This is a genomic window from Streptomyces sp. NPDC004721 (genome assembly GCF_053601495.1).
Genome location: NZ_JBSGBZ010000044.1, coordinates 13,020 through 36,797 on the forward strand (window position 1 = coordinate 13,020; position 23,778 = coordinate 36,797).

A 23,778-nucleotide genomic window follows, 5' to 3' on the forward strand; every position below is an offset into this window, starting at 1 on the left:
ATCGGGTTCCTCCATTCGCGTCCCGCCACGTCCATTCACCTCCGTTCACGTCCACTCACTTCTTCGCCGTCCGAGGCGGCGGGGCGGGCTTCCAGTCGGGGTGGCCGGGCATCGGCGGGGTCTTCTCGCCGTACAGCCAGGCCTGGAAGAAGCCGCTCAGGTCACGTCCGGCGATGCCCGAGGCCAGGCGCTCGAAGTCGGCCGTGGTGGCCGTGCCGTCCCGGTGGGCCAGCACCCAGGCGCGCTCCAGGCGCTCGAAGTCCGGCTTGCCGATCTCCTGGCGCAGCGCGTACAGGACGAGCGCGGCGCCGTCGTAGACGTTCGCGCGGAAGACCCCGATCTTCTGGCCGGGCTTCGGCGGCTTGGGCAGCGCGGGCGGCCCGCCGGCCTCGCGCCAGCGGTCCGAGGCGCCGTAGGCGGCCTTCATACGGGTCTCCAGCGGCCTGTTCGCCTTCTCGTCGGCGTACAGGGCCTCGTACAAGGTGGCGTGGCCCTCGTTGAGCCACACGTCGGACCAGGTGCGGGGGCTGACACTGTCGCCGAACCACTGGTGGGACAGCTCGTGCACCATGATCGACTCGACATACCACCGAGGGAGGGCGGGTTCGGTGAACAGCTTCTTCTCGAAGAGGGACAGGGTCTGCGTCTCGAGTTCGAAGCCGGTGGCGACGGAGGCCATGAGCACGCCGTACGTCTCGAAGGGGTACGTCCCGACCTTGCTCTCCATCCAGGCGATCTGGTCGGGGGTCCTGGCCAGCCACGGTTCGAGCGCCTCGCGGTCCTCGGCGGGGACGACGTCGCGCAGGGGGAGGCCGTGCGGGCCGGTGCGGTGCACCACGGTGGAGCGGCCGATGGACACCTGAGCCAGCTCGGTGGCCATGGGGTGCTGGGTGCGGTACGTCCAGGTCGTCGTCCCGCCGGTCCGGGTGACGCCGGCCGGAAGGCCGTTGGCGACGGCCGTGTACCCGTCGGGCGCGGTGACGTGGAAGGTGAACATCGCCTTGTCGGAGGGATGGTCGTTGCACGGGAACACCAGGTGGGCCGCGTCGGCCTGGTTGGCCATGGCGAGACCGTCCGCGGTGCGGACCCAGCCGCCGTCGCGGCCCTTCTCGGGCACGGGGTCGCTGGTGTGGTGCACGGTGATGCGCATCCAACTTCCTTGCGGCAGCGGGATCTTCGGGGTGACCACGAGATCCTCGCCCGCGGTGGTGAACTCGGCCGGCAGGCCGTCGACCTCGACGGCGTCGACCGTGCCGTGCGCGAAGTCGAGGTTCACGCGCTCCAGGTTCTCGGTGGCCCACGCGTCGATCGTGGTGACGGCCTGGAGCGGCTTGCCGTTGTCACCGCCATAGGTGAACGACAGGTCGTACGACGACACGTCGTACCCGGGGTTGCCCAGGTACGGGAAGAGCCGGTCACCCACGCCCAGCGGCTCGGCCGGAGCGCTCGCGGCGACGAGACAGACGGAGACGGCGGACGCGAGGAGTGTCGCCTTCAGGCGACGCGGGACACGTGATCCAAGGCTGAGCGGCATGGACCACCGCTACCAGCGGCCACCCGCCCCACAGCGCCGACGCGCGTCCAACCCACCCGAAAGAGCCCCACGGGAGCACACCGAGGGCCGCAGAAGTGCGGGAGCCGACCGCTCACACCCCTGGTGGCTGAGGCTGGGTGCGGCTCACGTCGTAGACGCCCGGGACGTTGCGCATCGCGCGCATCAGGGCCGGGAGCCCGGCCGCGTCGGGGAGTTGGAGGGTGTACGTGTGGCGGACGCGCTGCTGGGCCGGCGGGGCCACGGTCGCGGAGACGATCTCGACGCCCTCGAGGGCGATGGCCTCGGTGAGGTCGGCCAGCAGGTGGGGGCGGCCGAACGATTCCGCGAGCAGCGTGACACGGCACGCGGCGGTCTCCCCCCAGCGCACGCCGAACTCCGCGCGCCCCGCGTTCCTCATCCGCGCGACCGCGGCGCACTCCACGCGGTGCACGGTCACCATTCCCCCGCGCACGGCGAAGCCGGTGATCTCGTCGGGCGGCACGGGCGTGCAGCAGCCCGCGAGCCGTGCGGCCGCATCGGGCCGGCCGACGACCACGACGCTCGCCGTGTCCGGCCCGAAGGCGGCCGGCACGTCGGGCCCGGCCGGCAAGGCCGCTCCGGCGGGCGTCGGAACCGGCGACGTGCCGGAATCCGCACCGGCCCGCTCGGCCGCGGTGGAGCCGGCGCGCGCGGGGCCGCCCGCGGCCGGTGCGGCGTCCCCGCCGGCGTCCTGGGCCCGGTCCGCGGCGGGCTGACGGGTGGCCAGACGACGTTGGATGGCGATGCGGGCGGCCGGGGTGTGGGCGTGGTCCAGCCATTCCTCGGACGGTTCGGAGGCCGGGTCCTGGCCCATCAGGAGCTGGACGGTGTCGCCGTCCTTCAGGACGGTGCTCAGCGTCGCCAGGCGGCCGTTGACGCGGGCGCCGATGCACGCGTGCGCGTCCTCGCCGTACTGGGCGTACGCGGCGTCCACGCATGTGGCGCCGTCGGGCAGGCCCAGGGTGCCCCCGTCGGGCCGGAAGACGGTGATCTCGCGGTCCTGGGCGAGGTCTTCGCGCAGGGTGGACCAGAAGGTGTCGGGGTCCGGCGCGGCCCGCTGCCATTCGAGGAGGCGGGAGAGCCAACCGGGGCGGGTGGGGTCGGCGCGCTCGCCGTCGCTCGCGGAGTGCTCCTCCGCGGGAGGGGCGTAGGGGTTGCCGAGTGCGACGACCCCGGCCTCGGCGACCTTGTGCATCTGATGGGTGCGGATGAGGACTTCGACGACCTGTCCGTCCTCACGGGCCACGGCGGTGTGCAGCGACTGGTACAGGTTGAACTTGGGTACGGCGATGAAGTCCTTGAACTCCGAGACGACGGGCGTCATGCAGGTGTGCAGTTCACCGAGGACGGCGTAGCAGTCGGCGTCCTCGTTCACCAGCACCAGCAGCCGTCCGAAGTCGCAGCCGCGCAGTCGGCCGCGCTTGCGGGAGACCCGGTGCACGGAGACGAAGTGCCGTGGTCTGACGAGCACTTCGGCGGGAACGTCCGCCTCGCGCAGCACTCCGCGCACCTGCTCGGCGACCTCGGTGAGCGGGTCACCCGGGCGGCCCGCGTTCTCCGCGATCAACTCCCGCGTGTGCGCGTACTCGTCGGGGTGCAGGATCGCGAAGACGAGGTCCTCCAGCTCGGTCTTGAGCGCCTGCACGCCGAGCCGTTCGGCGAGCGGGATGAGGACGTCCCGGGTCACCTTGGCGATACGGGCCTGCTTCTCCGGGCGCATCACGCCGAGGGTGCGCATGTTGTGCAGCCGGTCGGCGAGTTTGATCGACATCACCCGGACGTCGCTGCCGGTGGCGACCAGCATCTTGCGGAAGGTCTCGGGCTCGGCGGCCGCGCCGTAGTCGACCTTCTCCAGCTTGGTGACGCCGTCGACGAGGTAGCGGACCTCCTCGCCGAACTGCTCGCCGACCTGGTCCAGTGTCACGTCGGTGTCCTCGACGGTGTCGTGCAGCAAGGACGCGGTCAACGTCGTCGTCTCGGCGCCGAGTTCGGCGAGGATGAGGGTCACGGCGAGCGGATGCGTGATGTAGGGCTCGCCACTCTTGCGCATCTGGCCGCGGTGCGAGGACTCGGCCAGGACGTAGGCGCGGCGCAGCGGTTCGAGGTCCGCTTCCGGGAAGTGCGCACGATGGGCCTCGGCCACGTGGCCGATGGCGTCCGGCAGCCGGTCGCGGGCGGCCGGGCCGAGCAGTGCGGCACGGCCGAGCCGGCGCAGGTCGATCCGCGGGCGGGCCCTGCGCCGTGGCCCCACGGGAGCCACCGGGCCCGGGGCCGCAGGATTCGTGGCATCCGCACTCATGCGCACCTCCGGCTGCGTGGACCGGCGGACGGGGCGCCCCAGGGCGTACGCGGCACAGGGGTTGGCTACGGATCCCCCGTCCGGGCCGGTGATTGATGCTACCGAGCCCAGCACGCCCGACCGGCCGTCTCTCGGTGAGCGTGAAACGGATCACCCATTCGAGCGATGGCCAGGAGGTTTACGGCTTTCAGTCACCTGACAGGCGGTCAGCCGTGGATTCGCCGCCCGCAGCCGCCTCCGGGCATACATATGACCTTCCCTTGGGCCGTCCGGGCTGCGATACCCAGCCGACCGACCGTCAGCCGGCCGCTGCTTCCAGCCACTTCGCGTCGATCTCGCCCTCGGCGACGATCACGGCGGAGCCGGTCATCTCGATCTCGCCGTCCGGCCGCTCGGTGATCACCAGCGTTCCGCCGGGGAGGTCCACCGTGTACGTCGCCGGGGTCCCGGTGGCCGTCGGGTCGGCGCCGTCGCGCCGGGCGGCCGCCACGGCGACGGCACACGCGCCCGTGCCGCACGAGCGGGTCTCGCCCGAGCCGCGCTCGTGCACGCGCAGGGCGACGTGGCGGGGACCGCGGTCGACGACGAACTCGACGTTCACGCCGTCCGGGTAGGCGGAGGCCGGACTGAAGGGCGGCGGGGAGAACAGGTCGCCGGCGTCGGCGAGGTCGTCGACGAAGGCGACCGCGTGCGGGTTGCCCATGTTCACGTTGCGCGCGGGCCAGCTGCGCCCGCCGACGCTCACGATGACGTCCCCCTCGGGGAGCCTCGCCCTGCCCATGCCGACGGTGATGTCACCGTCCTTGGCGATGTGCACCGTCTTCACGCCCCCGCGCGTGGCGATCGCAAGGTCACCCTCCGTCGTGTGTCCGGCGTGCTGGAGGTAGCGCGCGAACACCCGCACGCCGTTGCCGCACATCTCCGCGACGGAGCCGTCGGCGTTGCGGTAGTCCATGAACCACTCCGCCTCGGCCGCCATGCCGCGGGCCTCGGGGTGCGCGGCGGAGCGCACGACGTGCAGCACCCCGTCCCCGCCGATGCCCGCGCGGCGGTCGCACAGGGCGGCGACGGCGGCCGGGGACAGCTCGACGGCGTTCTCCGGGTCCGGGAGGATCACGAAGTCATTCTCCGTGCCGTGGCCCTTGAGGAAGGGGATGCGCGTGCTCATGGCTCGATCGTACGGGGTCGCTCCGGCGACTCGGTGATCATGTCCAGCGGCCGCGGGGCCGGTCCGCGGTACGGGCGGTGCCCGGGTCCTGGCGGAGCCGCGGTCCGGGCGCGTGGCTGGCGAAGCCGGGGGCCGGTGCGCGGCCTAGCGCAGCCGGGCGACCCGCCAGACGGCGAGCACCACGACCACGGTGACGACGAGGGCGTACGCGCCGATCACCCGCCAGTCCAGGCGCCGCCCGGAACCGCGCGGCGGCAGGCCCGGCCAGGTGTGGCCGACGCGGCGGGCGGCCATCATGCCCCAGCCCGCCGAGCAGGAGCAGATCAGCAGCCCCAGCATGGCGATCACGGCGCCGTTGTCGCCGTCGAAGGCCAGCGGGAAGGCGAACATCAGGGAGCCCACGACGGCCAGGCCCACGATCGGGGCCAGCTGCCAGATGCGCAGCCGACGCTGCGGGCGCAGCTCGACCTCCACCTCGGGCCCGGCGAACATCTCCTCGGGCCCGGGGCCGTCCGCGGTCACGCCGCCCTGCGTCTCGTCGGGCCCGTCGGGGCTCAACGGGCCGTCGTCCGGTTCCGCGCCGCCGCGCTCCACGGTGATGCGGTCGGTGTCTTGTGCGGTGTCGCGAGGGCCGGCCTCCATCGCCACGCGCCCTCCCAACTAGGACTTCACTCGGTCGATCCGAGCTTGATGATGGCACGGCGCCGGAGGCCTGGATGACGGCCTGGGCGTCCCGATGCCATGACGTGATCAGGCTGTAACCGGTCGTTCGACCAACGCCAAGGCGAGATGCGGAAGTTCTGTGAGATCCGCCGCAGCCCCGCTCAGCCAGTGCACACGGGGGTCCCGCCGGAACCACGAGTCCTGGCGCCGCGCGAAGCGTTTCGTGGCGCGTACGGTCTCCGCGCGCGCCTCCTCGAGCGTGCACTCCCCCGCGAGCGAGGCGAGCACCTGCTGGTAGCCGAGCGCACGCGATGCCGTACGCCCCTCGCGCAGGCCCCGCGCCTCCAGCGCGCGCACCTCGTCCACGAGCCCCGCCTCCCACATGCGGTCGACCCGGCGCGCGATGCGTTCGTCGAGTTCGGGTCGGGCGACGTCGACGCCGATCTGGACGGTGTCGTAGACCGAGTCGTGACCCGGGAGGTTCGCGGTGAAGGGGCGGCCGGTGATCTCGATCACCTCGAGGGCCCGGACGATCCGGCGGCCGTTGCTGGGCAGGATCGCCCGAGCGGCCTCGGGGTCGGCGGCGGCGAGGCGGGCGTGCAGCGCGCCGGAGCCGCGCAGTGTGAGCTCGTCCTCCAGCCGGGCGCGCACCTCGGGATCGGTGCCGGGGAACTCCAGGTTGTCCACGGCCCCGCGGACGTACAGGCCGGAGCCGCCGACCAGGACCGGCCAGCGCCCTTCGGCGAGCAGCGCGTCGATCCGCTCCCGGGCGAGCCGCTGGTACTCGGCGACGGACGCCGTGACCGTCACGTCCCAGATGTCGAGCAGGTGGTGCGGTATCCCACCGCGCTCCTCGGGCGTCAGCTTCGCGGTGCCGATGTCCATCCCTCGGTAGAGCTGCATGGAGTCGGCGTTGACGACCTCGCCGCCGAGGCGCTGGGCCAGAAAGACGCCCAGATCGGACTTTCCGGCCGCAGTGGGGCCGACGACGGCGATGACGCGGGGGGCGGGGGGTGCGCTGCTCACCGCACCAGTCTCCCAAACCCCGCAGGAGGTGCCTCGCACGAGTCGTGTGACGGCGGGTGACGGGGTAGGACGAGTAGGGTATCGAGTGAGTATGGGAGTTTTTGCGCGACTCCTTCGGTGGTCGAAGGGCCGGAGGGGAACTCGACCGCCGGGGAAAGGAATCCGCCCCGTCAGGGAAGGTGAACCATGGGTCTGCTGGACAACATGAAGGCCAGGATCGGCCCGGCGAAGGAGAAGGTGTCGGACCTCGCCCAGCGCCACGGGGGCACGATCGGGCAGAGCCTCGACAAGGCCGCGAAGGTGGTCGACGAGAAGACCAAGGGCAAGTACAGCGACAGGATCCACGCGGGTACGGGCAAGGCCAAGGACGCCATGGACCGGCTCGCCCACAAGGGCGGGACGAGCCCGGAGACCCGTACGGCCCCGGAGGCGGGCACGAGCCCGGACCAGGGCACCGGCACGGCGCCGGGCGGCGCTTCCGCTCCGACGCCTCCGGAGGGACCGCCGCCCACGTCCTGAGGGGCGTCGATGGACGGCCGGGAGGCGCGATGCGTCCCGGCCGTCCGCCGTGTCCGCCGCGTTTCGTTCACGACCAGGCCGCGACCAGGTACCCCACTCCGTACGGCGCGTCGTCGTACAGCAGCGTGCCGGAGAGGCCGGCGCCCTCGGCCGCGCCGGCCAGCACCTGCCAGGGGGCCCGGCCCGACGCCTTCAGTTCGTGCGCCGTCTTCACATCGAGCGCCAGGAGAACCGGTGTGTCGGCCTCCTCCAGTGCCCGGGCGACGCCCGCGTCGAAGGGTTCGGCCCGTTCGTCGAGATAGCCCGGCGCCTTGAGCGTGCGCCGCGCGCTGGCGTCCCCCATCACCAGCAGCGCCACACGGCCGGCCCGCGCGGCGAGGTCCCGGCCGGCCGCCGCGCACCGCTCGGGTGCCGACGACTCCCCCACACCGAGCCCCTCGACGGGGATGCCGGACCAGCCGGTGTGCTCCAGCAGCCAGGCGGCGACGGCCAGCGAGGGCGGCAGCTCGCGCCCGGCCCCAGTACCCGTGTCCCGGCCGAGCCGTACCTCCAGGTCCACGCCGAAGCCGCGGAACGAGCCCCGGGTGCCCTCCGGACAGACGCCGCGCCCGGAGGCCTCCGCGGGTCCGACGACCACCAGCAGGTCGGGCCGGGCAACGGCGAGCACGCCCAGCGCGTCCGCGCAGGCGGCCCGGGCGGAGTCCAACTCGGGTGCGGCTCCCGCGGCCACCTCGGGCACGAGGAGGGGCGGGCAGGGGCAGACGGCGGCGGCGACAAGCATGATCCGCAGGGTAACGCCGCCGGACGGCCGGTCGTCGGGCGGCCGCTCGCTCGACGGGTCAGTCGCAGCCGCAGCCGCTGTTCGCGGCGACCGGCAGCGGCTCGGGAACGCCCACCTTCGGCAGGCCGAGCATGACCCCGGCCGGCTGGGCGGCCTCGGCCGCGTTGCGCTTCTCCCACGCGTCACCCGCGCGCGTGCGGCGCACACCGAGCACCGGGCCCTCGGCGAGGAGGTGGTGCGGGGCGGCGTAGGTGATCTCGACCGTGACCACGTCGCCGGGGCGCACGTCCTGCTCGGGCTTGGTGAAGTGGACCAGGCGGTTGTCGGGGGCGCGGCCGGAGAGGCGGTGGGTGGCGCCGTCCTTACGGCCCTCGCCCTCGGCGACCATGAGCTCCAGCGTGCGGCCGACCTGCTTCTTGTTCTCCTCCCAGGAGATCTCCTCCTGGAGCGCGACCAGCCGCTCGTAGCGCGCCTGGACGACCTCCTTGGGGATCTGGTCCTCCATCTCGGCGGCCGGGGTGCCGGGACGCTTGGAGTACTGGAAGGTGAACGCCTGCGCGAAGCGCGCCTCGCGCACGACGTGCAGTGTCTGCTCGAAGTCCTCCTCGGTCTCGCCGGGGAAGCCCACGATGATGTCGGTGGTGATCGCGGCGTGCGGGATGGCGGCGCGGACCTTCTCGATGATCCCGAGGTAGCGCTCCTGCCGGTAGGAGCGGCGCATCGCCTTCAGCACCGTGTCGGAGCCGGACTGCAGCGGCATGTGCAGCTGCGGCATGGCGTTCGGGGTCTCGGCCATCGCGGCGATCACGTCGTCGGTGAAGTCGCGCGGGTGCGGCGAGGTGAAGCGGACCCGCTCCAGGCCGTCGATGTTCCCGCAGGCCCGCAGCAGCTTGCTGAACGCCTCGCGGTCGCCGATGTCGGAGCCGTAGGCGTTGACGTTCTGGCCGAGCAGCGTGATCTCGGAGACGCCCTCGGCGACCAGGGCCTCCACCTCGGCGAGGATGTCGCCGGGGCGGCGGTCCTTCTCCTTGCCGCGCAGCGCGGGGACGATGCAGAAGGTGCAGGTGTTGTTGCAGCCGACGGAGATCGAGACCCAGGCCGCGTACGCGCTCTCGCGCCGCGTCGGCAGCGTGGAGGGGAACGCCTCCAGGGACTCGGCGATCTCCACCTGCGCCTCCTGCTGCACGCGGGCGCGCTCCAGCAGGACCGGCAGCTTGCCGATGTTGTGCGTACCGAAGACGACGTCCACCCAGGGCGCCTTCTTCACGATGGTGTCCCGGTCCTTCTGCGCCAGGCAGCCGCCGACCGCGATCTGCATCCCGGGCCGCTTCGCCTTCTGCGGCGCCAGGTGGCCCAGGTTGCCGTACAGCCGGTTGTCGGCGTTCTCCCGGACGGCGCAGGTGTTGAAGACGACGACGTCCGCGTCGCCGTCCGCCCCCTCCGGCGCCCGCACGTAACCGGCGTCCTCGAGCAGGCCGGCCAGCCGCTCGGAGTCGTGGACGTTCATCTGGCACCCATAGGTGCGGATTTCGTAGCTCTTGGGTCCTTGAACGTCCACTGCGGGGCTCCGGTCGCTGCTGCTGGTCATGCATCAAGGGTAGGTGGTTCCCGGACGGCCCCGGGACGGCGGAGCGTCACGCCCTCCAGGCCGGGGCATCACGGACTTCCAGGCCGGGCAAAGCCGTGCACCGCACGGATCCACGGGTGCGACGGCCCGGCCGGAGGGCTTTGCGCCCTCGTGACGGCGACACGACCGGTCACTTCCTCCCGCATGGGGGCAACTGGCCCAAAATGACACGCGTGACGGAGCTTCGTGACGCCCTGCGGGCACCCGCGCCGGAAGTGCCCCCGACCACGGTGGTGCGCGCATGGCTGCTGCGGCCGGCCGGTCCCGTCCCGGTCGCCCTCCTCGCCGTCGTCCTGTGCGCCCGCGCCGCGCGGGTGGCCGTCGTGTTCACCGGGGGAGGCATGGACAACGCCTTCGTCGTCCATGCCGGGCAGATCTGGCTGGGCGGCGGCGCTCCGTACGCCGACCGGCGCTTCCTGTACCTGCCCAGTGCCGTGCTGTTCGCCGCCGGGCAGGCCGCGCTGCCGACGGCCGTGGTGGGCATCGCAGCGCCGCTGGTCTGCGTGGCGCTGATCGCGGGCGGCTGGTGGTGTGCGGTGCGCCTGTTCCGGGTGCCGGCGTGCAGCCGGTTCGCGGTGCTGGGGCTGCTGGGGCTGGTGCTGTGCTGGGCGCCGGTCGGCCACCTGGTGAACCTGGGGAACTGGACGGCGGTCAGCGCCCTGGCGTTGCCGCTGGCGCTGCTGCTGGCCGACCGGGGCCGCTGGGACCTGGCCGGGGTGGTCCTGGGCCTCTCGGTGGCGGTGAAGCCGCTGCTGCTGCCCGTGGTCGTCCTGCTGGTGCTGGCCCGGCGGTGGCGGGCGCTGGCCTGGATGGTGGCGGTGCCCCTGGCCCTGTCGTTGGGCGCGGCCCTGATCATGCCGGACCCGGGCGGCTTCTTCACTCGCACGCTGCCCTTCCTGCTCAAGGGCGGGGACGGTCTGATGCGGCCGTTCGACTCCTCCCTGCCAGCGGTGCTGCCCCGGCTGGGGCTGCCGCCCGTTCCGGCCGAGGTGCTGGGCATGGCCGCTGCGGCGGCCGGTGTGCTCTGCGCCCGGCTGCGCTGGCGGCGCGCCGATCCCGGTCCGGCGCGGCTCGCGGACACGGCCGCACTGCTGATGCTGGCCTCCTACCTGGTGTCCCGGCCGTCCTACGACCACTACCTGGTCGTCGTGGTGCCGCTGCTGGTCGCCGGGGCGCTGGAAGCGGACTCGGTGACGCGTTCGCCGTGGTTCTGGGTCGCGCTCGTCCCGCAGGTGCCCCAGTTCGCCTTCCCGTACCTGGACGCCTCGACCCGCAGGGCGTTCAAGGACGCGGCCACGCTGTCCGGGCTCGCACTGGTGCTCGCCGTGCGGTGCGCCCGGTCCTCACCGCGGTGGGCCGCCGGCTCGGACGTACGCAGCCCGCGTCAGGCGCCGTCGGGGACCCAGCCCTGCCGGCGCAGCACGGCCGACACGTCGGGCGCCACGTAGTGCTCCCCCTTGAGCACCTTGCCGTCGGCGCGGCGGGCGACCCGGCCGTCCGGGCCGAGCTTGGTCATGTTGGCGCGGTGGATCTCGGCGATCACCTCGTCGAGGTCGATGCCGTGCACCAGGGCGGTGCCGTACGCCACGTACACGACGTCCGCCAGCTCGTGCGCGAGCCGGTCGAGCGGGCCACCGACCGAGACCTCAGCGACCTCGGCCGCCTCCTCCGCGAGCAGTTCCCCGCGGTGCGCGGCGAGCTCCGGCGGCACCCGGGTGGGCGTGGGGCGGGCGTCGAGCCCGAAGGCACGGTGGAACTCACGGACCAGATCGGCGGGCGAGGCACTCATACCCGCGAGGTTAGCCGCAGGCTCGGACTGCACCGGCCGCCCGCCGGGCCGCCCGCCCCTGGTCAGCAGGGCGTCCCGCTGGCAGGATCGCGCGCATGCCAAAGCCGTTCCCCCGCATCGGACGACGCCGCGGCCTCCAGGGCACGGCCGCCGGGGTCGTGGTCCTCGGGCTGCTGCTGTGGTGGCTACTGCCCCTGGGCGACGCCCCGCCGAGCGGGACGATCACCTTCAGCACGGGAACCCTGCGCGGGGTCTACCAGGAGTACGGCGTGCGGCTGCGCACCGCGTTCGCCAAGGACATGCCCGATCTGGAGGTGCGGCTGCTGACCAGCGACGGCTCGCAGGAGAACGTCGCGCGGGTGGCGACCGGCCGGGCCGACTTCACCATCGCCGCCGCGGACGCGGTGGAGACGTACGAGGTGAACCACGGCCCGGGTGCCGCGCGGCTGCGCGGTGTGGCCCGCCTCTACGACGACTACGTGCAGCTCGTCGTCCCCAGCGACTCGCGCATCCACTCCGTGTCGGACCTACGCGGCAAGCGGGTGTCGGTCGGGCCGCCGGAGTCCGGTGTCCGGCTGATAGCCGAGCGGGTGCTCAGGACGGCCGGGATCGACCCGGAGACGGACATCCGCCCGATGGGCGACGGCATCGGCACCGCTCCGGACCGGCTGCGGCGGGGTGAGCTCGACGCGTTCTTCTGGTCGGGCGGACTGCCGACGGACGGTCTGCGGCGGCTGGCCGAGAAGTTCGCGTTCCGTTTCGTGCCGATCGAGGCCGAGCTGGTCGCCCGGCTGCACGCCGAGGGCGGCGCCACACGCTACTACCGCGCCACCAACATGCCGGAGTCGGCGTACCCGTCCGTCCAGAAGGGCCAGACCGTCCCGACGATCGCCGTGTCCAACGTGCTGATGACGCGCAAGGACATGGACCCGAGGCTGACGGAGTGGGTGACCCGCACCGTCATCAAGAGCCGCGACGGCATCGGCGCCCACGTCCACTCCGCCCAGTTGGTCGACCTGCGCACCGCGATCTACACCGACCCACTGGCCCTGCACGAGGGCGCGCGGCGCTACTACCGCTCGGTCAAGCCGTAGGCACCGACCTCGGCACGGCCACCGTCACCCGCAGTCCGCGCGGCTCCTCCTCCCGGTGCCGGGCGTAGGAGATCGAGCCGCCGCCCGCCGCGAGCAGCGCGCGGGAGATGGACAGGCCGAGTCCTGAGCCGTTGATGTTCTGGTGGCGCCCGCTGCGCCAGAAGCGGTCGCCGACGCGGGCGATCTCCTCGTCGGTGAGGCCGGGACCGTGGTCGGCGACCACGATCGTCGACGTGTCGCGGTGGAAGGAGACCGTCACCTCGACGCTCTCGCCGCCCGGCGTGAACTTCACCGCGTTGTCGATCACCGCGTCCAGCGCGGAGGACAGTGCCACGGGGTCGGCCCAGCCCGTGGTGGCCGGGCAGTCGCCGGCCAGCCGCACCCCCTTGGCCTCGGCGGCCGGCGCCCAGGCCGCCACCCGCTCGGCGGCCAGCTCCCCGATGTCGATGAGCTTCAGATCCGGCTCCGCGTGCTCGGCGAGCGCCAGGTCGAGCAGGTCGTCCAGGACCTGGGCGAGGCGCTTGCCCTCGGTGCGCACGGAGGCGATCTCCTCGTTGTCCTCGGGCAGTTCGAGCGCGAGCAGCTCAATGCGCAGCAGCAGCGCGGAGAGCGGATTGCGCAACTGGTGCGAGGCGTCGGCGACGAAGGCCCGCTGCTGCTCCAGCACGTCCTCGACGTTGTCCGCCATCTCGTTGAACGACCGGGCGAGCCGCTGCAGTTCGGGCGGCCCGCCGGCGGCCGCCACCCGGGACTTCAGCCGCCCGGTGGCGATGTCGTGGGTGGTGGCGTCGAGGATCCGCACGGGTCTGAGCACCCAGCCGGTCAGCCGCAGCGCCGCGCCGACGGCGAGCAGCATCGCGGCGATCTCGCCGGTGCCGATGAGCAGCCAGCCGTACAGGGTCCGCGAGCGCATCTGCCCGGTCGGCGAGTCGGTGACGACGACCGCGACGACGTCACCGTCCCGGATCACCGGGGAGGCGACGACGAGCCGGTGGCGCTGCCAGGGCCAGACCTGTTCCGGGTCGTGGCTGCGCCGGCTCAGCAGCGCCTCCTCGAAGGCGTCGCGGACCTCGCCGAACGCGGGCAGCGACCAGTCGTCCGGGGCGTTGGCCATCGGGACGCCGGTCCGGTAGAAGACGCCGGCCCGGATGCCGTAGACCCCGTGGTAGCTGCCGAGTTCGCGGCGGAGGGTCTCCAACCGCTCGTCCGGGACCGTGCGCCGGGAGCCGCTGGCCCCGTCCGTGACGAACTGGGCCAGGGCTGCGAAGCGAGCGGTGTCGTCGATGCGGTCCACGACCGCCTTCTGCTGCTCGGCACCGGCGACGCTGACGGCGAGCGGGACGCCGAGGGCGAGCAGGACGGCCGCCATCAGGACGATGAGCAGCGGCAGCAGACGTGAGCTCACCCGTCCCCGCTAGGCGGCCGGGGCGACGAGGCGGTAACCGACGCCGCGTACGGTCTCGATGAGCGCCGGCGTGCGCAGCTTGGAGCGCAGGGAGGCGACGTGCACCTCCAGGGTCCGCCCGGTGCCCTCCCAACTGGTCTGCCACACCTCGCTGATGATCTGCTCCCGCCGGAAGACCACCCCGGGGCGCTGGGCGAGCAGCGCGAGCAGGTCGAACTCCTTGCGGGTGAGCTGGACGACCGCGCCGTCCACGCTGACCTGACGGGTGGGCAGTTCGATGTGCACGGCGCCGAGGCGCAGCGTGCTCTCGCTGCCGGCGTTCGCGTCCTCGTGGGCGGTGCGGCGGCTGACGGCGTGGATACGGGCGAGCAGTTCGCCGGTGTCGTAGGGCTTCACCACGTAGTCGTCGGCGCCGAGGTTGAGGCCGTGGATGCGGGAACGGACGTCGGAGCGGGCGGTGACCATGATCACGGGGATGCTGGTGCGCTTGCGGATCCTGGCGCAGACCTCGTAGCCGTCCTGGTCGGGCAGGCCCAGGTCGAGCAGGACCACGCCGAAGCAGGCGCTCTCGGGGACGAGTGCCTGGAGGGCCTCCTCGCCGCTGCGGGCGTGCGTGACGTCGAACCCGTGCCGCGCCAGGACCGCGGACAGGGCGGCGGCGACGTGGTTGTCGTCCTCGACGAGGAGCAGTCGCATTCCGGCCCCCTCCGGTTCATGTGTCATACGGTCACGGCGTGTAAACGTCGTGCACGGGCGCGTGCACCATGGCAGTGACGCCGATGGACGAGGACGGCGTCAAGAGGGATCCGGTTGCGCACCGTGTGTCGTTATCCAGCCGGTACGTGCCCCGCCCGGTCACGCTACGACATGTGTGCGGCCGCTACCGGATCGTGATGCTCAGATCTCCCTCAGATGTAATGACGCTGGTCGCATCGGTCGTTACTGTCCCCCGAAACCGAGGAGGACGGAGCCTGAAAGCGATGACCGAAGTATCGATGGCCAAGGAAGACGTGGCCTCGACCGCCGATCTGGTCGTCCTGAAGAGCGTCAACAAGCACTTCGGCGCGTTGCACGTACTCCAGGACATCGAGTTGACGATCACCCGCGGCGAGGTCGTCGTGGTCATCGGGCCCTCCGGGTCCGGGAAGTCCACCCTGTGCCGCACCATCAACCGCCTGGAGACCATCGATTCGGGCACCATCACGATCGACGGCAAGCCGCTGCCCCAGGAGGGCAAGGAACTGGCCCGGCTGCGCGCCGACGTCGGCATGGTCTTCCAGTCCTTCAACCTCTTCGCGCACAAGACCGTGCTCGAGAACGTGATGCTCGGCCAGGTCAAGGTCCGCCGCACGGACAAGAAGAAGGCCGAGGAGCGGGCCCGCGAACTGCTCGACCGGGTCGGAGTGGGCGCGCAGGCCGACAAGTACCCCGCGCAGCTCTCCGGCGGCCAGCAGCAGCGTGTGGCCATCGCGCGCGCGCTGGCCATGGACCCGAAGGTCATGCTGTTCGACGAGCCGACCTCCGCGCTCGACCCGGAGATGATCAACGAGGTGCTGGAGGTCATGCAGCAACTCGCCCGGGACGGCATGACGATGGTCGTCGTCACCCACGAGATGGGCTTCGCCCGATCGGCTGCAAACCGGGTGGTCTTCATGGCCGACGGCCGGATCATCGAACAGGCTGCGCCCGACCAGTTCTTCAGCAACCCGCGCAGCGACCGGGCCAGGGACTTCCTTTCGAAGATCCTGCACCACTGACGCGACGGCCCGCCGGTGGCGCCGTGCGCCACCGGCCCGTGATCGTGCCGTCGCCGTGCCGACGGCTCCGCATCTCCTCAACACCGAAGGAAGTTCACATGAAGCTCCGCAAGGTCACCGCCGCCTCGGCCGTCGTCCTCGCCCTCGCCCTCTCGGCGACGGCGTGCGGCTCGAACGACAAGAAGGACGAGGGGTCGTCGGGCGGTGGCGGCAAGAAGATCACCGTCGGCATCAAGTTCGACCAGCCGGGCCTCGGCCAGAAGACCCCGCAGGGCTACTCCGGCTTCGATGTCGACGTGGCCAAGTACGTCGCCAAGAAGCTCGGTTACGACGAGAACCAGATCGAGTGGAAGGAGTCCAAGAGCGGCGACCGCGAGACCATGCTCCAGCGCGGTGACGTGGACTTCATCACCGCCACGTACTCGATCACCCCGGAGCGTGAGCAGAAGGTCGACTTCGCCGGCCCCTACCTGCTGGCCCACCAGGACGTCCTGGTCCGCGCCGACGACGACTCGATCAAGTCGCCGGCCGACCTGAACAGCAAGAAGCTGTGCTCGGTGACCGGCTCGACCTCGGCCCAGAACGTCAAGGACAAGCTGGCGCGCAAGGCGGACCTCCAGCAGTACCCGACGTACTCGGCCTGTCTGAGCGGCCTTCAGAACAAGGCGATCGACGCGCTGACGACGGACGACTCGATCCTCGCCGGCTACGCCTCCCAGGAGCAGTTCAAGGGCAAGTTCAAGCTGGGCGGCCTCAAGATGACCAACGAGAACTACGGCATCGGCGTCAAGAAGGGCAGCGACCTCAAGGACAAGATCAACAAGGCCCTTGAGGACATGGTCTCCGACGGTTCGTGGCAGAAGGCCGTCGACGCCAACCTCGGTCCGGCGAACTACAAGAACGAGCCCGCGCCGAAGATCGGCGACATCAAGAGCTGAGTCAGCGCCCGTCGGGTGCGCCGCCCGCGCAGGGCGGCGCACCGGGGCCCACCACACGCGGAAGCGCGGGAGATCGTGTTCGACTTTCTTCAAGGCTACGACCTGCTGGGAGCCTTCTGGGTGACCGTGCAGCTCACCCTCCTCTCGGCCGTCGGCTCCCTGGTCTGGGGCACTCTGCTGGCTGCCATGCGCGTCGGCCCGGTGCCGCTCATGCGCGGTTTCGGCACCGCCTACGTCAACGTCGTGCGGAACATCCCGCTGACGGTGATCATCCTGTTCACCTCGCTGGGCCTGAGCCAGACGCTCAACATCAATCTCGGTGCGCAGGACTTCGACACCATCAACTTCCGGCTCGCCGTGCTGGGTCTGATCGCCTACACCGCGGCGTTCGTCTGTGAGGCGATCCGCTCCGGCATCAACACGGTGCCGGTCGGCCAGGCGGAGGCGGCCCGCGCCCTCGGACTGAGCTTCACCCAGGTGCTGACCCTGGTCGTGCTGCCGCAGGCGTTCCGCTCGGTGGTCGGCCCGCTCACCAACGTGCTGATCGCGCTCACCAAGAACACCACGGTGGCGGCGGCGATCGGCGTGGCCGAAGCGGCCCTGCTGATGAAGAAGATGATCGAGAACGAGGCACAACTCCTGCTGATCTCCGCGGTCTTCGCGTTCGGCTTCGTGTGCCTGACGCTGCCGACCGGTCTGATCCTCGGCTGGGTGGGCAAGAAGGTGGCGGTGAAGCGATGACCTCCGTGCTGTACGACGCCCAGGGGCCCAGGGCCAAGCGGCGCAACATCCTCTACACCGTCCTGTTCGTGCTTGCCGCCGCGGCGCTGGTGTGGTGGGCCCTGCAGAGCCTGAGCGACAAGGGCCAACTGGACTGGGAGAAGTGGAAGCCGTTCTTCTCCGGCTCCGAGGCGTGGACCACGTACATCCTGCCCGGGCTGAAGAACACGCTGATCGCGGCGGCCCTGTCGATGCTCATCGCGCTGCCCCTCGGCGCGGTCTTCGGCATCGCGCGGCTCTCCGACCACGCCTGGATCAGGATCCCGGCCGCGGTGGTCGTGGAGTTCTTCCGCGCCATTCCGGTGCTGATCCTGATGATCTTCGGTACGGCGCTGTTCGCCGCTTACAGCAACATCAGCTCGGACGACCGGCCGCTGTACGCCGTCTGCACCGGTCTGGTGCTCTACAACGCCTCGGTGCTCGCGGAGATCGTCCGCGCGGGCATCCTCTCCCTGCCCAAGGGCCAGACGGAGGCCGCGCAGGCGATCGGCCTGCGCAAGACCCAGACCATGACGTCGGTCCTGCTGCCGCAGGCGGTCACCGCGATGCTGCCGGCGATCGTCAGCCAGCTCGTGGTCATCGTGAAGGACACCGCGCTCGGCGGCGCCGTCCTCACCTTCCCGGACCTGCTGTCCGCCGTGTCCGCCATGAGCTCCTACTACGGTGCGAACACCATCGCCAGCTTCACGATCGTGGCGCTGATCTTCGTGGCCATCAACTTCAGCCTCACCACCTTCGCGAGCTGGCTGGAGCGGCGGCTGCGGCGCGGAAAGAAGTCGACGGGCGCGGTGCTCTCGGCCGCGGCGGTGGGCGGCGCCGAGTCGACGGGAACCTCCGCCTGACGGCCGCTCACCGGGACAGAAGTGACATGGGGGCAGTGGAGTGATCACCACCGCCTCCGTCACTTGACGCAAGCAGCGGCAATGGGTTGCATACGTTCTGTGATCGTGCACCCTGCTCCGGCTTCTGCTTCACACCTGTCCGTCAGGACACCACTGCGGGCAGGGGGCGCCGCGCCGTGGACCCGGTGATCGTTGTCGGAGCGGGGCCCGTCGGGCTCACGCTCGCCCTGGCGCTGGCGCGTCAGGAGGTGCCCTCCGTCGTGCTCGACGAGGGACCCGGCGCGGACGCGCCGCGCGCCGCGCGCACGGTCGTCCTGCGCGAGGACACCGCCGCGCTCGTGGAGCGCCTGGCCGGCGCGCCGCTCGGCGGGGCCGGGCTCCGTTGGGCCGGATGGCGGTCGTTGCGGCGCAAACAGGTGATGCGCGACATCGCCTTCGACGATGACGACCCCGCGCCGCTGCACATCGCCCAGCACGTGCTGACCGGCGCCCTGCGCGCCGCCGTCGCCCGCGAACCGCTGGTCGAACTCGCCGTGGACAGCCGCCTCGACAACATGGAGCAGGAGACCACGGGGGTCACCGTCCACACCCGCGGCCCGGGCGGCACATGGTGGCGCGGCAGTTACCTGGTCGGCTGCGACGGCCCGCGTTCGACCGTGCGCAAGCTCCAGGACATCCGCTTCCCCGGCCGTACGGCCGTCGAGCGGCACGCCGTCGCCGCGGTACGCACCGAACTGCCCCGGCCCGGCGAAGCGTTCCTCCACCGGCTGCCGCCGTGGCGGACGACCGGCCCCTTCGCCGGGGAGATCGCCGCCCGTCCGCTCCCGGACGACGTGTGGCGGCTGGACTGGCTGCTGCCGCCAGGCGAGGACCTGGTCACACCCGAACTGCTGCTCGCCCGCATCCGGGAGACCCTCATCGGCTGGACCGGCGAAACCTCCCCGTCGTACGAACTCCTGGACACCGGAGTCCACACGGTCCACCACCGGGTGGCCCGCCGCTGGCGCGCCGGCCGGATCTTCCTCGCCGGGGACGCGGCCCACCTGCTGGGCGCGCTCGGCACCCAGGGTCTCGACGAGGGCCTGCGGGACGCCGACAACCTCGCCTGGAAGCTGGCGCCGGCCTGGCATCACGGGCCGCACGAGGGGCTGCTGGACAGCTACCAGACCGAGCGGCGCGCGATCGTCGCCGCCCGGCTGCGCGCCGCCGACCAGCTACTGCCGGTGCTGCGCGGGGGCGGCGGACTGCGGTCCCTGGTGCCCGGGTCCGGCCGTGGACACGACGCCCTGCTGATGGACGGTCATCTGGGGCGCGGGGCGCTGGGCGCGCCGGGGGCGTACGCGGACTCGCCGCTCACTCCCCCGCCCCTCGACGGGGAGGTCCTCGTGGACACACCGGCCGGCGCCCCGGTCGCCGACGTGCTGGTGACCGCGGAGGACGGCTCCTTCGTGCCGCTGCGCGAACGGCTGGGCCGGGGGGCGCTGCTCGTGGTGCTGATCGCGCCGGGTACGGGCGTGTGGGAGCGCCGGCACTGGGTGAGCGCCGGCATCATGCCCCGGCTGGCCGCCGCGGTGACCGCGCTGCCGCACCCCGCCGAGCTGCTGGTCGCCGAGAGCTACCCGGGCGCCGCTCCCCACACCGTCCTCCTGGTCCGGCCCGACGGGCACCTGGTCACCGCGCTGAGCGGGGTGCGCCCGGCCGACCTGTACACCGCGGCGGAGACGGCGCTGGGCGGCGCCGGACGCACCGAGGACCGTGCCGAGGCGGGCGCGCGCTGACCGCGGAGCCCTGTGGACCGTACGTGCCGTGCGGTCCACGGGGTGACGACGAGTTGACCGGTCCGTACCGCCGTGGTCTACTCCGGAACGTGACCGACACCGATGTGCGCCTGTGGCGGAGGGTCCACATGGACCTCGTCCGCTATGCGGGCTGCGTGTGTCGTCCGGCCTGTTGAACTCGCCTTCCCTCCCCCGGCGCGCCGCCTCACTCGCACACTCCCGTACGTCCTTCGTCCGTGCCCTGTGCCGCCGCGCGCCTTTCGCGAACGCTCTTCAGGACGGTGTACGTGTCTGTCTCGCCCCTCGGACCCCCGGCTCCCGACCTCTCCCCTGACGCCTCCTCACCTGCCGGGTCCGCGCCCTCCGTGCAGGCGCCGACACAGGCGGAACTCCTCGACTTCGTACGGCGCGCCGCCGCCGACGCCGGGCTGATCGCCACGCTTCCGCTCGACCCGGAGGGCCGCACCTGGGTGCGCCTGGAGGGGCCCGGCGGCAGTGAGGCCTGGCTGATCGGCTGGCCGCCCGGCACCGGCACGGGCTGGCACGACCACGCCGACTCGGTGGGCGCCTTCGTCACCGCGGCGGGCGAGTTGAAGGAGAACTCGCTCGCGGCCCGGCTGCCCACCGACGGCTGGAAGACCCTCGAACTCACCGAGGGGGTGGACCGCGAACGGCGGCTCCGGGCGGGGCGGGGCCGATCCTTCGGCCGCCACCACGTGCACGAGGTGCTGAACGAGTCCACCGACCGGCACGCCGTCTCGGTGCACGCCTACCATCCGCCGCTGCCCCGCATCCGCCGCTACAGCCGCACCGGGCACACACTGCGCCTGGAACAGGTCGAGCGCCCGGAGGACTGGCAGTGAGCACGCCCCAACCACCCGTCGGAATCGACGAGTTGCTGGAGCGGGTCCGCCAGGGCTACGAGCGCGTCGAGGCGCGCGAGGCGTACGCGGCCGCCCGCGCCGGCGGCGCCCTCCTGGTGGACATCCGCTACGCCGCGCTGCGTTCGAGGGACGGCCTGATACCGGGCGCCCTCGTCGTGGAGCGCAACGAGCTGGAGTGGCGGCTGGACCCGCTGGGCAGCCACCGTGTCCCCGAGGCCGCCGGCCACGATCTGCGCGTGGTCGTCGTCTGCAACGAGGGCTACGCGTCGAGTCTCGCGGCCGCTTCCCTGCACCAGCTGGGGCTGCTCCGGGCGACCGACCTGGTCGGCGGTTTCCAGGCATGGCGCTCGGCCGGACTGCCGGTGACGCCGTGGGACGGCCGAGGGTGAGCGGGCCGTCGTGGGTGTTCGTGGCGCCGGGCCGCAGGCCGCAGCCGCCGAGCAGCAGACCGGCCGCGAGGAGCCGGACGACGACCAGCGGTCTTCGGGAGGGTGCGGGAACAGGCACGGACGGGCCGCCTGCCGAGCAGGGGACGAGGGGACCGGCCGAGGCTGTCGGCCCGCGCCGTCGGCCCCTCCCGTAATCGCACGCTGAGCCTGCGCACCCCGTTGTTCGTGTTCCCGGCGCCGGCCGCCCGGCGGGCGCCGGCTCAGTACCCCTCGTCGGCCAGGAAGTCCGTGTCCTCGCCCTCCTCCTCCAGCGCCTGTCGAACTACGCGCAGGGCCAGGCCCTCGGAGTAGCCCTTGCGGGCGAGCATCCCGGCGAGACGGCGCAGCCGTTTGTCTCGGTCGAGGCCACGGGTGGAGCGCAGTTTGCGGGCGACGAGCTCGCGCGCGGTGGCCTCCTCCTGATCGGCGTCGAGCCGGCTGACCGCCTCGTCGATCAGTGCCGCGTCGACGCCCTTGGTCCGCAGTTCCCGGGCGAGCGCGCGCCGGGCCAGTCCGCGCCCGTGGTGCCGGGACTCCACCCAGGCGTCCGCGAACGCGCTGTCGTCGATCAGCCCGACCTCCTCGAACCTGGACAGGACCTCGTCCGCCGCCTCGTCCGGGATCTCCCGCTTGCGCAGGGCGTCCGCGAGCTGCTTGCGGGTGCGCGGGGTCCCGGTGAGCAGGCGCAGGCAGATGGCGCGCGCCCGCTCCACCGGGTCCCCCGGAGGCTCCCCCTGCTCAGCCCTCGGCGAGGAGAAGGTGCCCCCGTCCTCGGCGGACGCCTCGCCGAAGCCGCGCCGACGGCGTCCGCGTCCACCGTGCGACCCGCCGTCACGCGAGCCGCCCCGGCGCGCACCACCCACGGGTGGGCCACCCGCGCGCCGCTGTCCGTCGTCGTCCCAAGGCACACCGCCGTCCGGCTCGGCATCCCCGTGCACGCCGTCTCCGTCCGTGCCCGAGCCGAGCGCGTCCCCGGTGCCCCTCCCCCGTGGGGCACCGAAGGCGGCGTGCTCGTACGCGTGCTCGTGCTCGTACTCGGCCCAGTCGGTTCGCCGTGTCACGGGTCAGCTCTTGGCCGAGGCGGCCTTGGGCTTGGTGGCCTTGGCGGGTGCCGTCTTGGCCGCCTCGTCCGCAGCGGTGGTGACCGCGGCGTCCGTGCCCGGCTCCGCGGCCGGCTCCTCCGGCCGTACGCCGACGCCCAGCTTCTCCTTGATCTTCTTCTCGATCTCGTTGGCCAGGTCGGGGTTGTCCTTGAGGAAGTTGCGCGCGTTCTCCTTGCCCTGGCCGAGCTGGTCGCCCTCGTACGTGTACCAGGCGCCGGCCTTGCGGACGAAGCCGTGCTCCACGCCCATGTCGATCAGACCGCCCTCGCGGCTGATGCCCTGGCCGTAGAGGATGTCGAACTCGGCCTGCTTGAAGGGCGGCGCGACCTTGTTCTTCACGACCTTGCAGCGGGTCCGGTTGCCGACCGCCTCCGTGCCGTCCTTCAGGGTCTCGATACGGCGGATGTCGATGCGCACCGAGGCGTAGAACTTCAGGGCCCGGCCACCGGTCGTGGTCTCCGGGGAGCCGAACATCACGCCGATCTTCTCGCGGAGCTGGTTGATGAAGATCGCGGTGGTCTTGGACTGGTTGAGCGCGCTGGTGATCTTGCGCAGGGCCTGGCTCATCAGCCGGGCCTGGAGACCCACGTGGCTGTCGCCCATCTCGCCCTCGATCTCCGCGCGCGGGACGAGCGCGGCGACGGAGTCGATGACGATGAGGTCGAGGGCGCCGGAGCGGACCAGCATGTCCACGATCTCCAGGGCCTGCTCGCCGTTGTCCGGCTGGGAGAGGATCAGGTTGTCGATGTCGACGCCGAGCTTCCTCGCGTACTCGGGGTCGAGGGCGTGCTCCGCGTCCACGAACGCGACCTGGCCGCCCGCCTTCTGCGCGTTCGCCACCGCGTGCAGGGTCAGGGTCGTCTTACCGGAGGACTCCGGTCCGTAGATCTCCACGACTCGGCCGCGCGGCAGGCCACCGACGCCGAGGGCCACGTCGAGCGCGGTCGACCCGGTCGGGATGACCTCGATCGGCTCCTTCGACCGCTCGCCCATGCGCATGACCGCGCCCTTGCCGAATTGTCGTTCAATCTGTGCGAGCGCGGCGTCGAGCGCCTTCTCGCGGTCGGTTCCTGCCATGGGTTCCACCCGGTTTGCTTGAGTCGATCGCTTCACGTCAAAGACGCTAACGCCTGCCACTGACAATGCGCCCCGACGCACGTCCGGCCTGTGGATAACTCAGGCACTTCTCCCCACGAACCGGGGCGAAATCCCTTCCGTTGAGCCTCGCCGGAGCCCCCATAAGAATGGATGTTCGATTTTCGTGTCAAGCGCACCGGCAGCGCCGGAGCACGCCCGTCCTTCGCGGGGACGCACAATCGGCAGG

Annotated in this window: 23 protein-coding genes; 11 read left to right on the top strand and 12 right to left on the bottom strand. The window is 72.0% G+C overall.

From position 1 onward, the window contains the following. Positions 1 to 55: 55 nt before the first annotated feature. From ACWEK3_RS30930 to miaA, 5 genes are all read right to left on the bottom strand, one after another. A complete protein-coding gene (locus ACWEK3_RS30930; protein WP_450539941.1) occupies positions 56 to 1,534 on the bottom strand; it encodes a M1 family metallopeptidase in 1,479 nt (492 codons plus the stop codon). 112 nt (positions 1,535 to 1,646) lie between these two features. Beyond that, entirely contained in the window at positions 1,647 to 3,872 is a 2,226-nt protein-coding gene (locus ACWEK3_RS30935; protein ID WP_450539943.1) for a RelA/SpoT family protein, read from the bottom strand. A gap of 298 nt (positions 3,873 to 4,170) precedes the next feature. Further along, entirely contained in the window at positions 4,171 to 5,040 is an 870-nt protein-coding gene (gene dapF / locus ACWEK3_RS30940) for a diaminopimelate epimerase (RefSeq protein WP_453251106.1), read from the bottom strand. 144 nt (positions 5,041 to 5,184) lie between these two features. Next, positions 5,185 to 5,682, bottom strand: coding sequence for a hypothetical protein (locus ACWEK3_RS30945; RefSeq protein ID WP_450539999.1), 498 nt, complete (start codon positions 5,680 to 5,682; stop codon positions 5,185 to 5,187). A 108-nt stretch (positions 5,683 to 5,790) separates the two neighbouring features. Beyond that, positions 5,791 to 6,729, bottom strand: coding sequence for a tRNA (adenosine(37)-N6)-dimethylallyltransferase MiaA (gene miaA, locus ACWEK3_RS30950; protein ID WP_450539947.1), 939 nt, complete (start codon positions 6,727 to 6,729; stop codon positions 5,791 to 5,793). Positions 6,730 to 6,915: 186 nt separating this feature from the next. Between miaA and ACWEK3_RS30955 the strand changes: the two genes are divergently transcribed. Continuing rightward, complete coding sequence (locus ACWEK3_RS30955; RefSeq protein WP_361415210.1) at positions 6,916 to 7,248, top strand: antitoxin; 333 nt, start codon at positions 6,916 to 6,918, stop codon at positions 7,246 to 7,248. A 67-nt stretch (positions 7,249 to 7,315) separates the two neighbouring features. On the opposite strand, the gene ACWEK3_RS30960 is transcribed toward ACWEK3_RS30955, so the two are convergent. Both ACWEK3_RS30960 and miaB read right to left on the bottom strand, forming a co-directional pair. Next, positions 7,316 to 8,029 (bottom strand): class III extradiol dioxygenase subunit B-like domain-containing protein, encoded by a 714-nt coding sequence (locus tag ACWEK3_RS30960; protein WP_453251107.1) that lies wholly within the window; start codon positions 8,027 to 8,029, stop codon positions 7,316 to 7,318. 58 nt (positions 8,030 to 8,087) lie between these two features. Then, a complete protein-coding gene (gene miaB, locus ACWEK3_RS30965) occupies positions 8,088 to 9,617 on the bottom strand; it encodes a tRNA (N6-isopentenyl adenosine(37)-C2)-methylthiotransferase MiaB (protein WP_361415206.1) in 1,530 nt (509 codons plus the stop codon). Positions 9,618 to 9,820: 203 nt separating this feature from the next. On the opposite strand from miaB, the gene ACWEK3_RS30970 reads away from it, so the two are divergent. Continuing rightward, positions 9,821 to 11,104, top strand: a complete 1,284-nt coding sequence (locus ACWEK3_RS30970) for a glycosyltransferase family 87 protein (RefSeq protein ID WP_453251108.1) — start codon at positions 9,821 to 9,823, stop codon at positions 11,102 to 11,104. Here the strand turns inward: ACWEK3_RS30970 and ACWEK3_RS30975 are convergent. Further along, positions 11,041 to 11,445, bottom strand: a complete 405-nt coding sequence (locus ACWEK3_RS30975; RefSeq protein WP_390727353.1) for a pyrophosphohydrolase domain-containing protein — start codon at positions 11,443 to 11,445, stop codon at positions 11,041 to 11,043. The two genes, ACWEK3_RS30970 and ACWEK3_RS30975, sit on opposite strands and share 64 nt — an antisense overlap. A 95-nt stretch (positions 11,446 to 11,540) precedes the next feature. Here ACWEK3_RS30975 and ACWEK3_RS30980 point away from each other — a divergent pair, with 95 nt between their 5' ends. Next, entirely contained in the window at positions 11,541 to 12,539 is a 999-nt protein-coding gene (locus tag ACWEK3_RS30980) for a TAXI family TRAP transporter solute-binding subunit (protein ID WP_450539953.1), read from the top strand. Here the strand turns inward: ACWEK3_RS30980 and ACWEK3_RS30985 are convergent. After that, the gene (locus tag ACWEK3_RS30985) at positions 12,529 to 13,944 is read right to left on the bottom strand and encodes a sensor histidine kinase (RefSeq protein WP_450539955.1); all 1,416 of its coding nucleotides are present in this window, start codon (positions 13,942 to 13,944) and stop codon (positions 12,529 to 12,531) included. The genes ACWEK3_RS30980 and ACWEK3_RS30985 overlap by 11 nt on opposite strands. A gap of 9 nt (positions 13,945 to 13,953) precedes the next feature. Next, on the bottom strand, positions 13,954 to 14,640 hold the full coding sequence (locus tag ACWEK3_RS30990) for a response regulator transcription factor (RefSeq protein WP_361415196.1): 687 nt from the start codon (positions 14,638 to 14,640) through the stop codon (positions 13,954 to 13,956). 284 nt (positions 14,641 to 14,924) lie between these two features. Between ACWEK3_RS30990 and ACWEK3_RS30995 the strand changes: the two genes are divergently transcribed. From ACWEK3_RS30995 to ACWEK3_RS31030, 8 genes are all read left to right on the top strand, one after another. Beyond that, complete coding sequence (locus ACWEK3_RS30995) at positions 14,925 to 15,701, top strand: amino acid ABC transporter ATP-binding protein (protein WP_361415194.1); 777 nt, start codon at positions 14,925 to 14,927, stop codon at positions 15,699 to 15,701. Positions 15,702 to 15,799: 98 nt separating this feature from the next. Continuing rightward, positions 15,800 to 16,639 carry a glutamate ABC transporter substrate-binding protein gene (locus ACWEK3_RS31000; RefSeq protein WP_453251109.1) on the top strand — a complete coding sequence of 280 codons (840 nt, stop codon included), beginning with the start codon at positions 15,800 to 15,802 and terminating at the stop codon, positions 16,637 to 16,639. Between the two features lie 75 nt (positions 16,640 to 16,714). After that, a complete protein-coding gene (locus ACWEK3_RS31005; RefSeq protein ID WP_361415190.1) occupies positions 16,715 to 17,380 on the top strand; it encodes an amino acid ABC transporter permease in 666 nt (221 codons plus the stop codon). Then, positions 17,377 to 18,261 (top strand): amino acid ABC transporter permease, encoded by an 885-nt coding sequence (locus ACWEK3_RS31010; protein ID WP_390874596.1) that lies wholly within the window; start codon positions 17,377 to 17,379, stop codon positions 18,259 to 18,261. The genes ACWEK3_RS31005 and ACWEK3_RS31010 overlap by 4 nt, the downstream gene beginning before the upstream one ends. A gap of 176 nt (positions 18,262 to 18,437) precedes the next feature. Next, entirely contained in the window at positions 18,438 to 20,039 is a 1,602-nt protein-coding gene (locus ACWEK3_RS31015) for an FAD-dependent monooxygenase (protein WP_453251110.1), read from the top strand. Between the two features lie 104 nt (positions 20,040 to 20,143). Further along, a complete protein-coding gene (locus tag ACWEK3_RS31020; RefSeq protein WP_324838480.1) occupies positions 20,144 to 20,215 on the top strand; it encodes a putative leader peptide in 72 nt (23 codons plus the stop codon). Between the two features lie 111 nt (positions 20,216 to 20,326). Continuing rightward, on the top strand, positions 20,327 to 20,902 hold the full coding sequence (locus tag ACWEK3_RS31025) for a cysteine dioxygenase (protein ID WP_453251111.1): 576 nt from the start codon (positions 20,327 to 20,329) through the stop codon (positions 20,900 to 20,902). Continuing rightward, on the top strand, positions 20,899 to 21,312 hold the full coding sequence (locus ACWEK3_RS31030; protein ID WP_453251112.1) for a rhodanese-like domain-containing protein: 414 nt from the start codon (positions 20,899 to 20,901) through the stop codon (positions 21,310 to 21,312). Before ACWEK3_RS31025 ends, ACWEK3_RS31030 begins: the two co-directional genes overlap by 4 nt. A gap of 260 nt (positions 21,313 to 21,572) precedes the next feature. Here the strand turns inward: ACWEK3_RS31030 and recX are convergent, their stop codons facing one another. Continuing rightward, positions 21,573 to 22,412 carry a recombination regulator RecX gene (recX, locus tag ACWEK3_RS31035; RefSeq protein WP_450539968.1) on the bottom strand — a complete coding sequence of 280 codons (840 nt, stop codon included), beginning with the start codon at positions 22,410 to 22,412 and terminating at the stop codon, positions 21,573 to 21,575. A gap of 3 nt (positions 22,413 to 22,415) precedes the next feature. Then, positions 22,416 to 23,531, bottom strand: coding sequence for a recombinase RecA (gene recA / locus ACWEK3_RS31040; protein ID WP_384433278.1), 1,116 nt, complete (start codon positions 23,529 to 23,531; stop codon positions 22,416 to 22,418). Positions 23,532 to 23,778 lie beyond the last annotated feature (247 nt).

Coding starts and splice junctions, on each gene's coding strand:
- ACWEK3_RS30945 (WP_450539999.1), bottom strand. CDS start 5,682: ATGGAGGCCGGCCCTCGCGACACCGCACAAGACACCGACCGCATCACC.
- ACWEK3_RS30990 (WP_361415196.1), bottom strand. CDS start 14,640: ATGCGACTGCTCCTCGTCGAGGACGACAACCACGTCGCCGCCGCCCTG.
- ACWEK3_RS30970 (WP_453251108.1), top strand. CDS start 9,821: ATGACACGCGTGACGGAGCTTCGTGACGCCCTGCGGGCACCCGCGCCG.
- miaB (WP_361415206.1), bottom strand. CDS start 9,617: ATGACCAGCAGCAGCGACCGGAGCCCCGCAGTGGACGTTCAAGGACCC.
- ACWEK3_RS30960 (WP_453251107.1), bottom strand. CDS start 8,029: ATGCTTGTCGCCGCCGCCGTCTGCCCCTGCCCGCCCCTCCTCGTGCCC.
- ACWEK3_RS30930 (WP_450539941.1), bottom strand. CDS start 1,534: ATGCCGCTCAGCCTTGGATCACGTGTCCCGCGTCGCCTGAAGGCGACA.
- ACWEK3_RS30980 (WP_450539953.1), top strand. CDS start 11,541: ATGCCAAAGCCGTTCCCCCGCATCGGACGACGCCGCGGCCTCCAGGGC.
- recA (WP_384433278.1), bottom strand. CDS start 23,531: ATGGCAGGAACCGACCGCGAGAAGGCGCTCGACGCCGCGCTCGCACAG.
- ACWEK3_RS30955 (WP_361415210.1), top strand. CDS start 6,916: ATGGGTCTGCTGGACAACATGAAGGCCAGGATCGGCCCGGCGAAGGAG.
- ACWEK3_RS31000 (WP_453251109.1), top strand. CDS start 15,800: ATGAAGCTCCGCAAGGTCACCGCCGCCTCGGCCGTCGTCCTCGCCCTC.
- ACWEK3_RS31010 (WP_390874596.1), top strand. CDS start 17,377: ATGACCTCCGTGCTGTACGACGCCCAGGGGCCCAGGGCCAAGCGGCGC.
- ACWEK3_RS30995 (WP_361415194.1), top strand. CDS start 14,925: ATGACCGAAGTATCGATGGCCAAGGAAGACGTGGCCTCGACCGCCGAT.
- dapF (WP_453251106.1), bottom strand. CDS start 5,040: ATGAGCACGCGCATCCCCTTCCTCAAGGGCCACGGCACGGAGAATGAC.
- ACWEK3_RS30935 (WP_450539943.1), bottom strand. CDS start 3,872: ATGAGTGCGGATGCCACGAATCCTGCGGCCCCGGGCCCGGTGGCTCCC.
- ACWEK3_RS30975 (WP_390727353.1), bottom strand. CDS start 11,445: ATGAGTGCCTCGCCCGCCGATCTGGTCCGTGAGTTCCACCGTGCCTTC.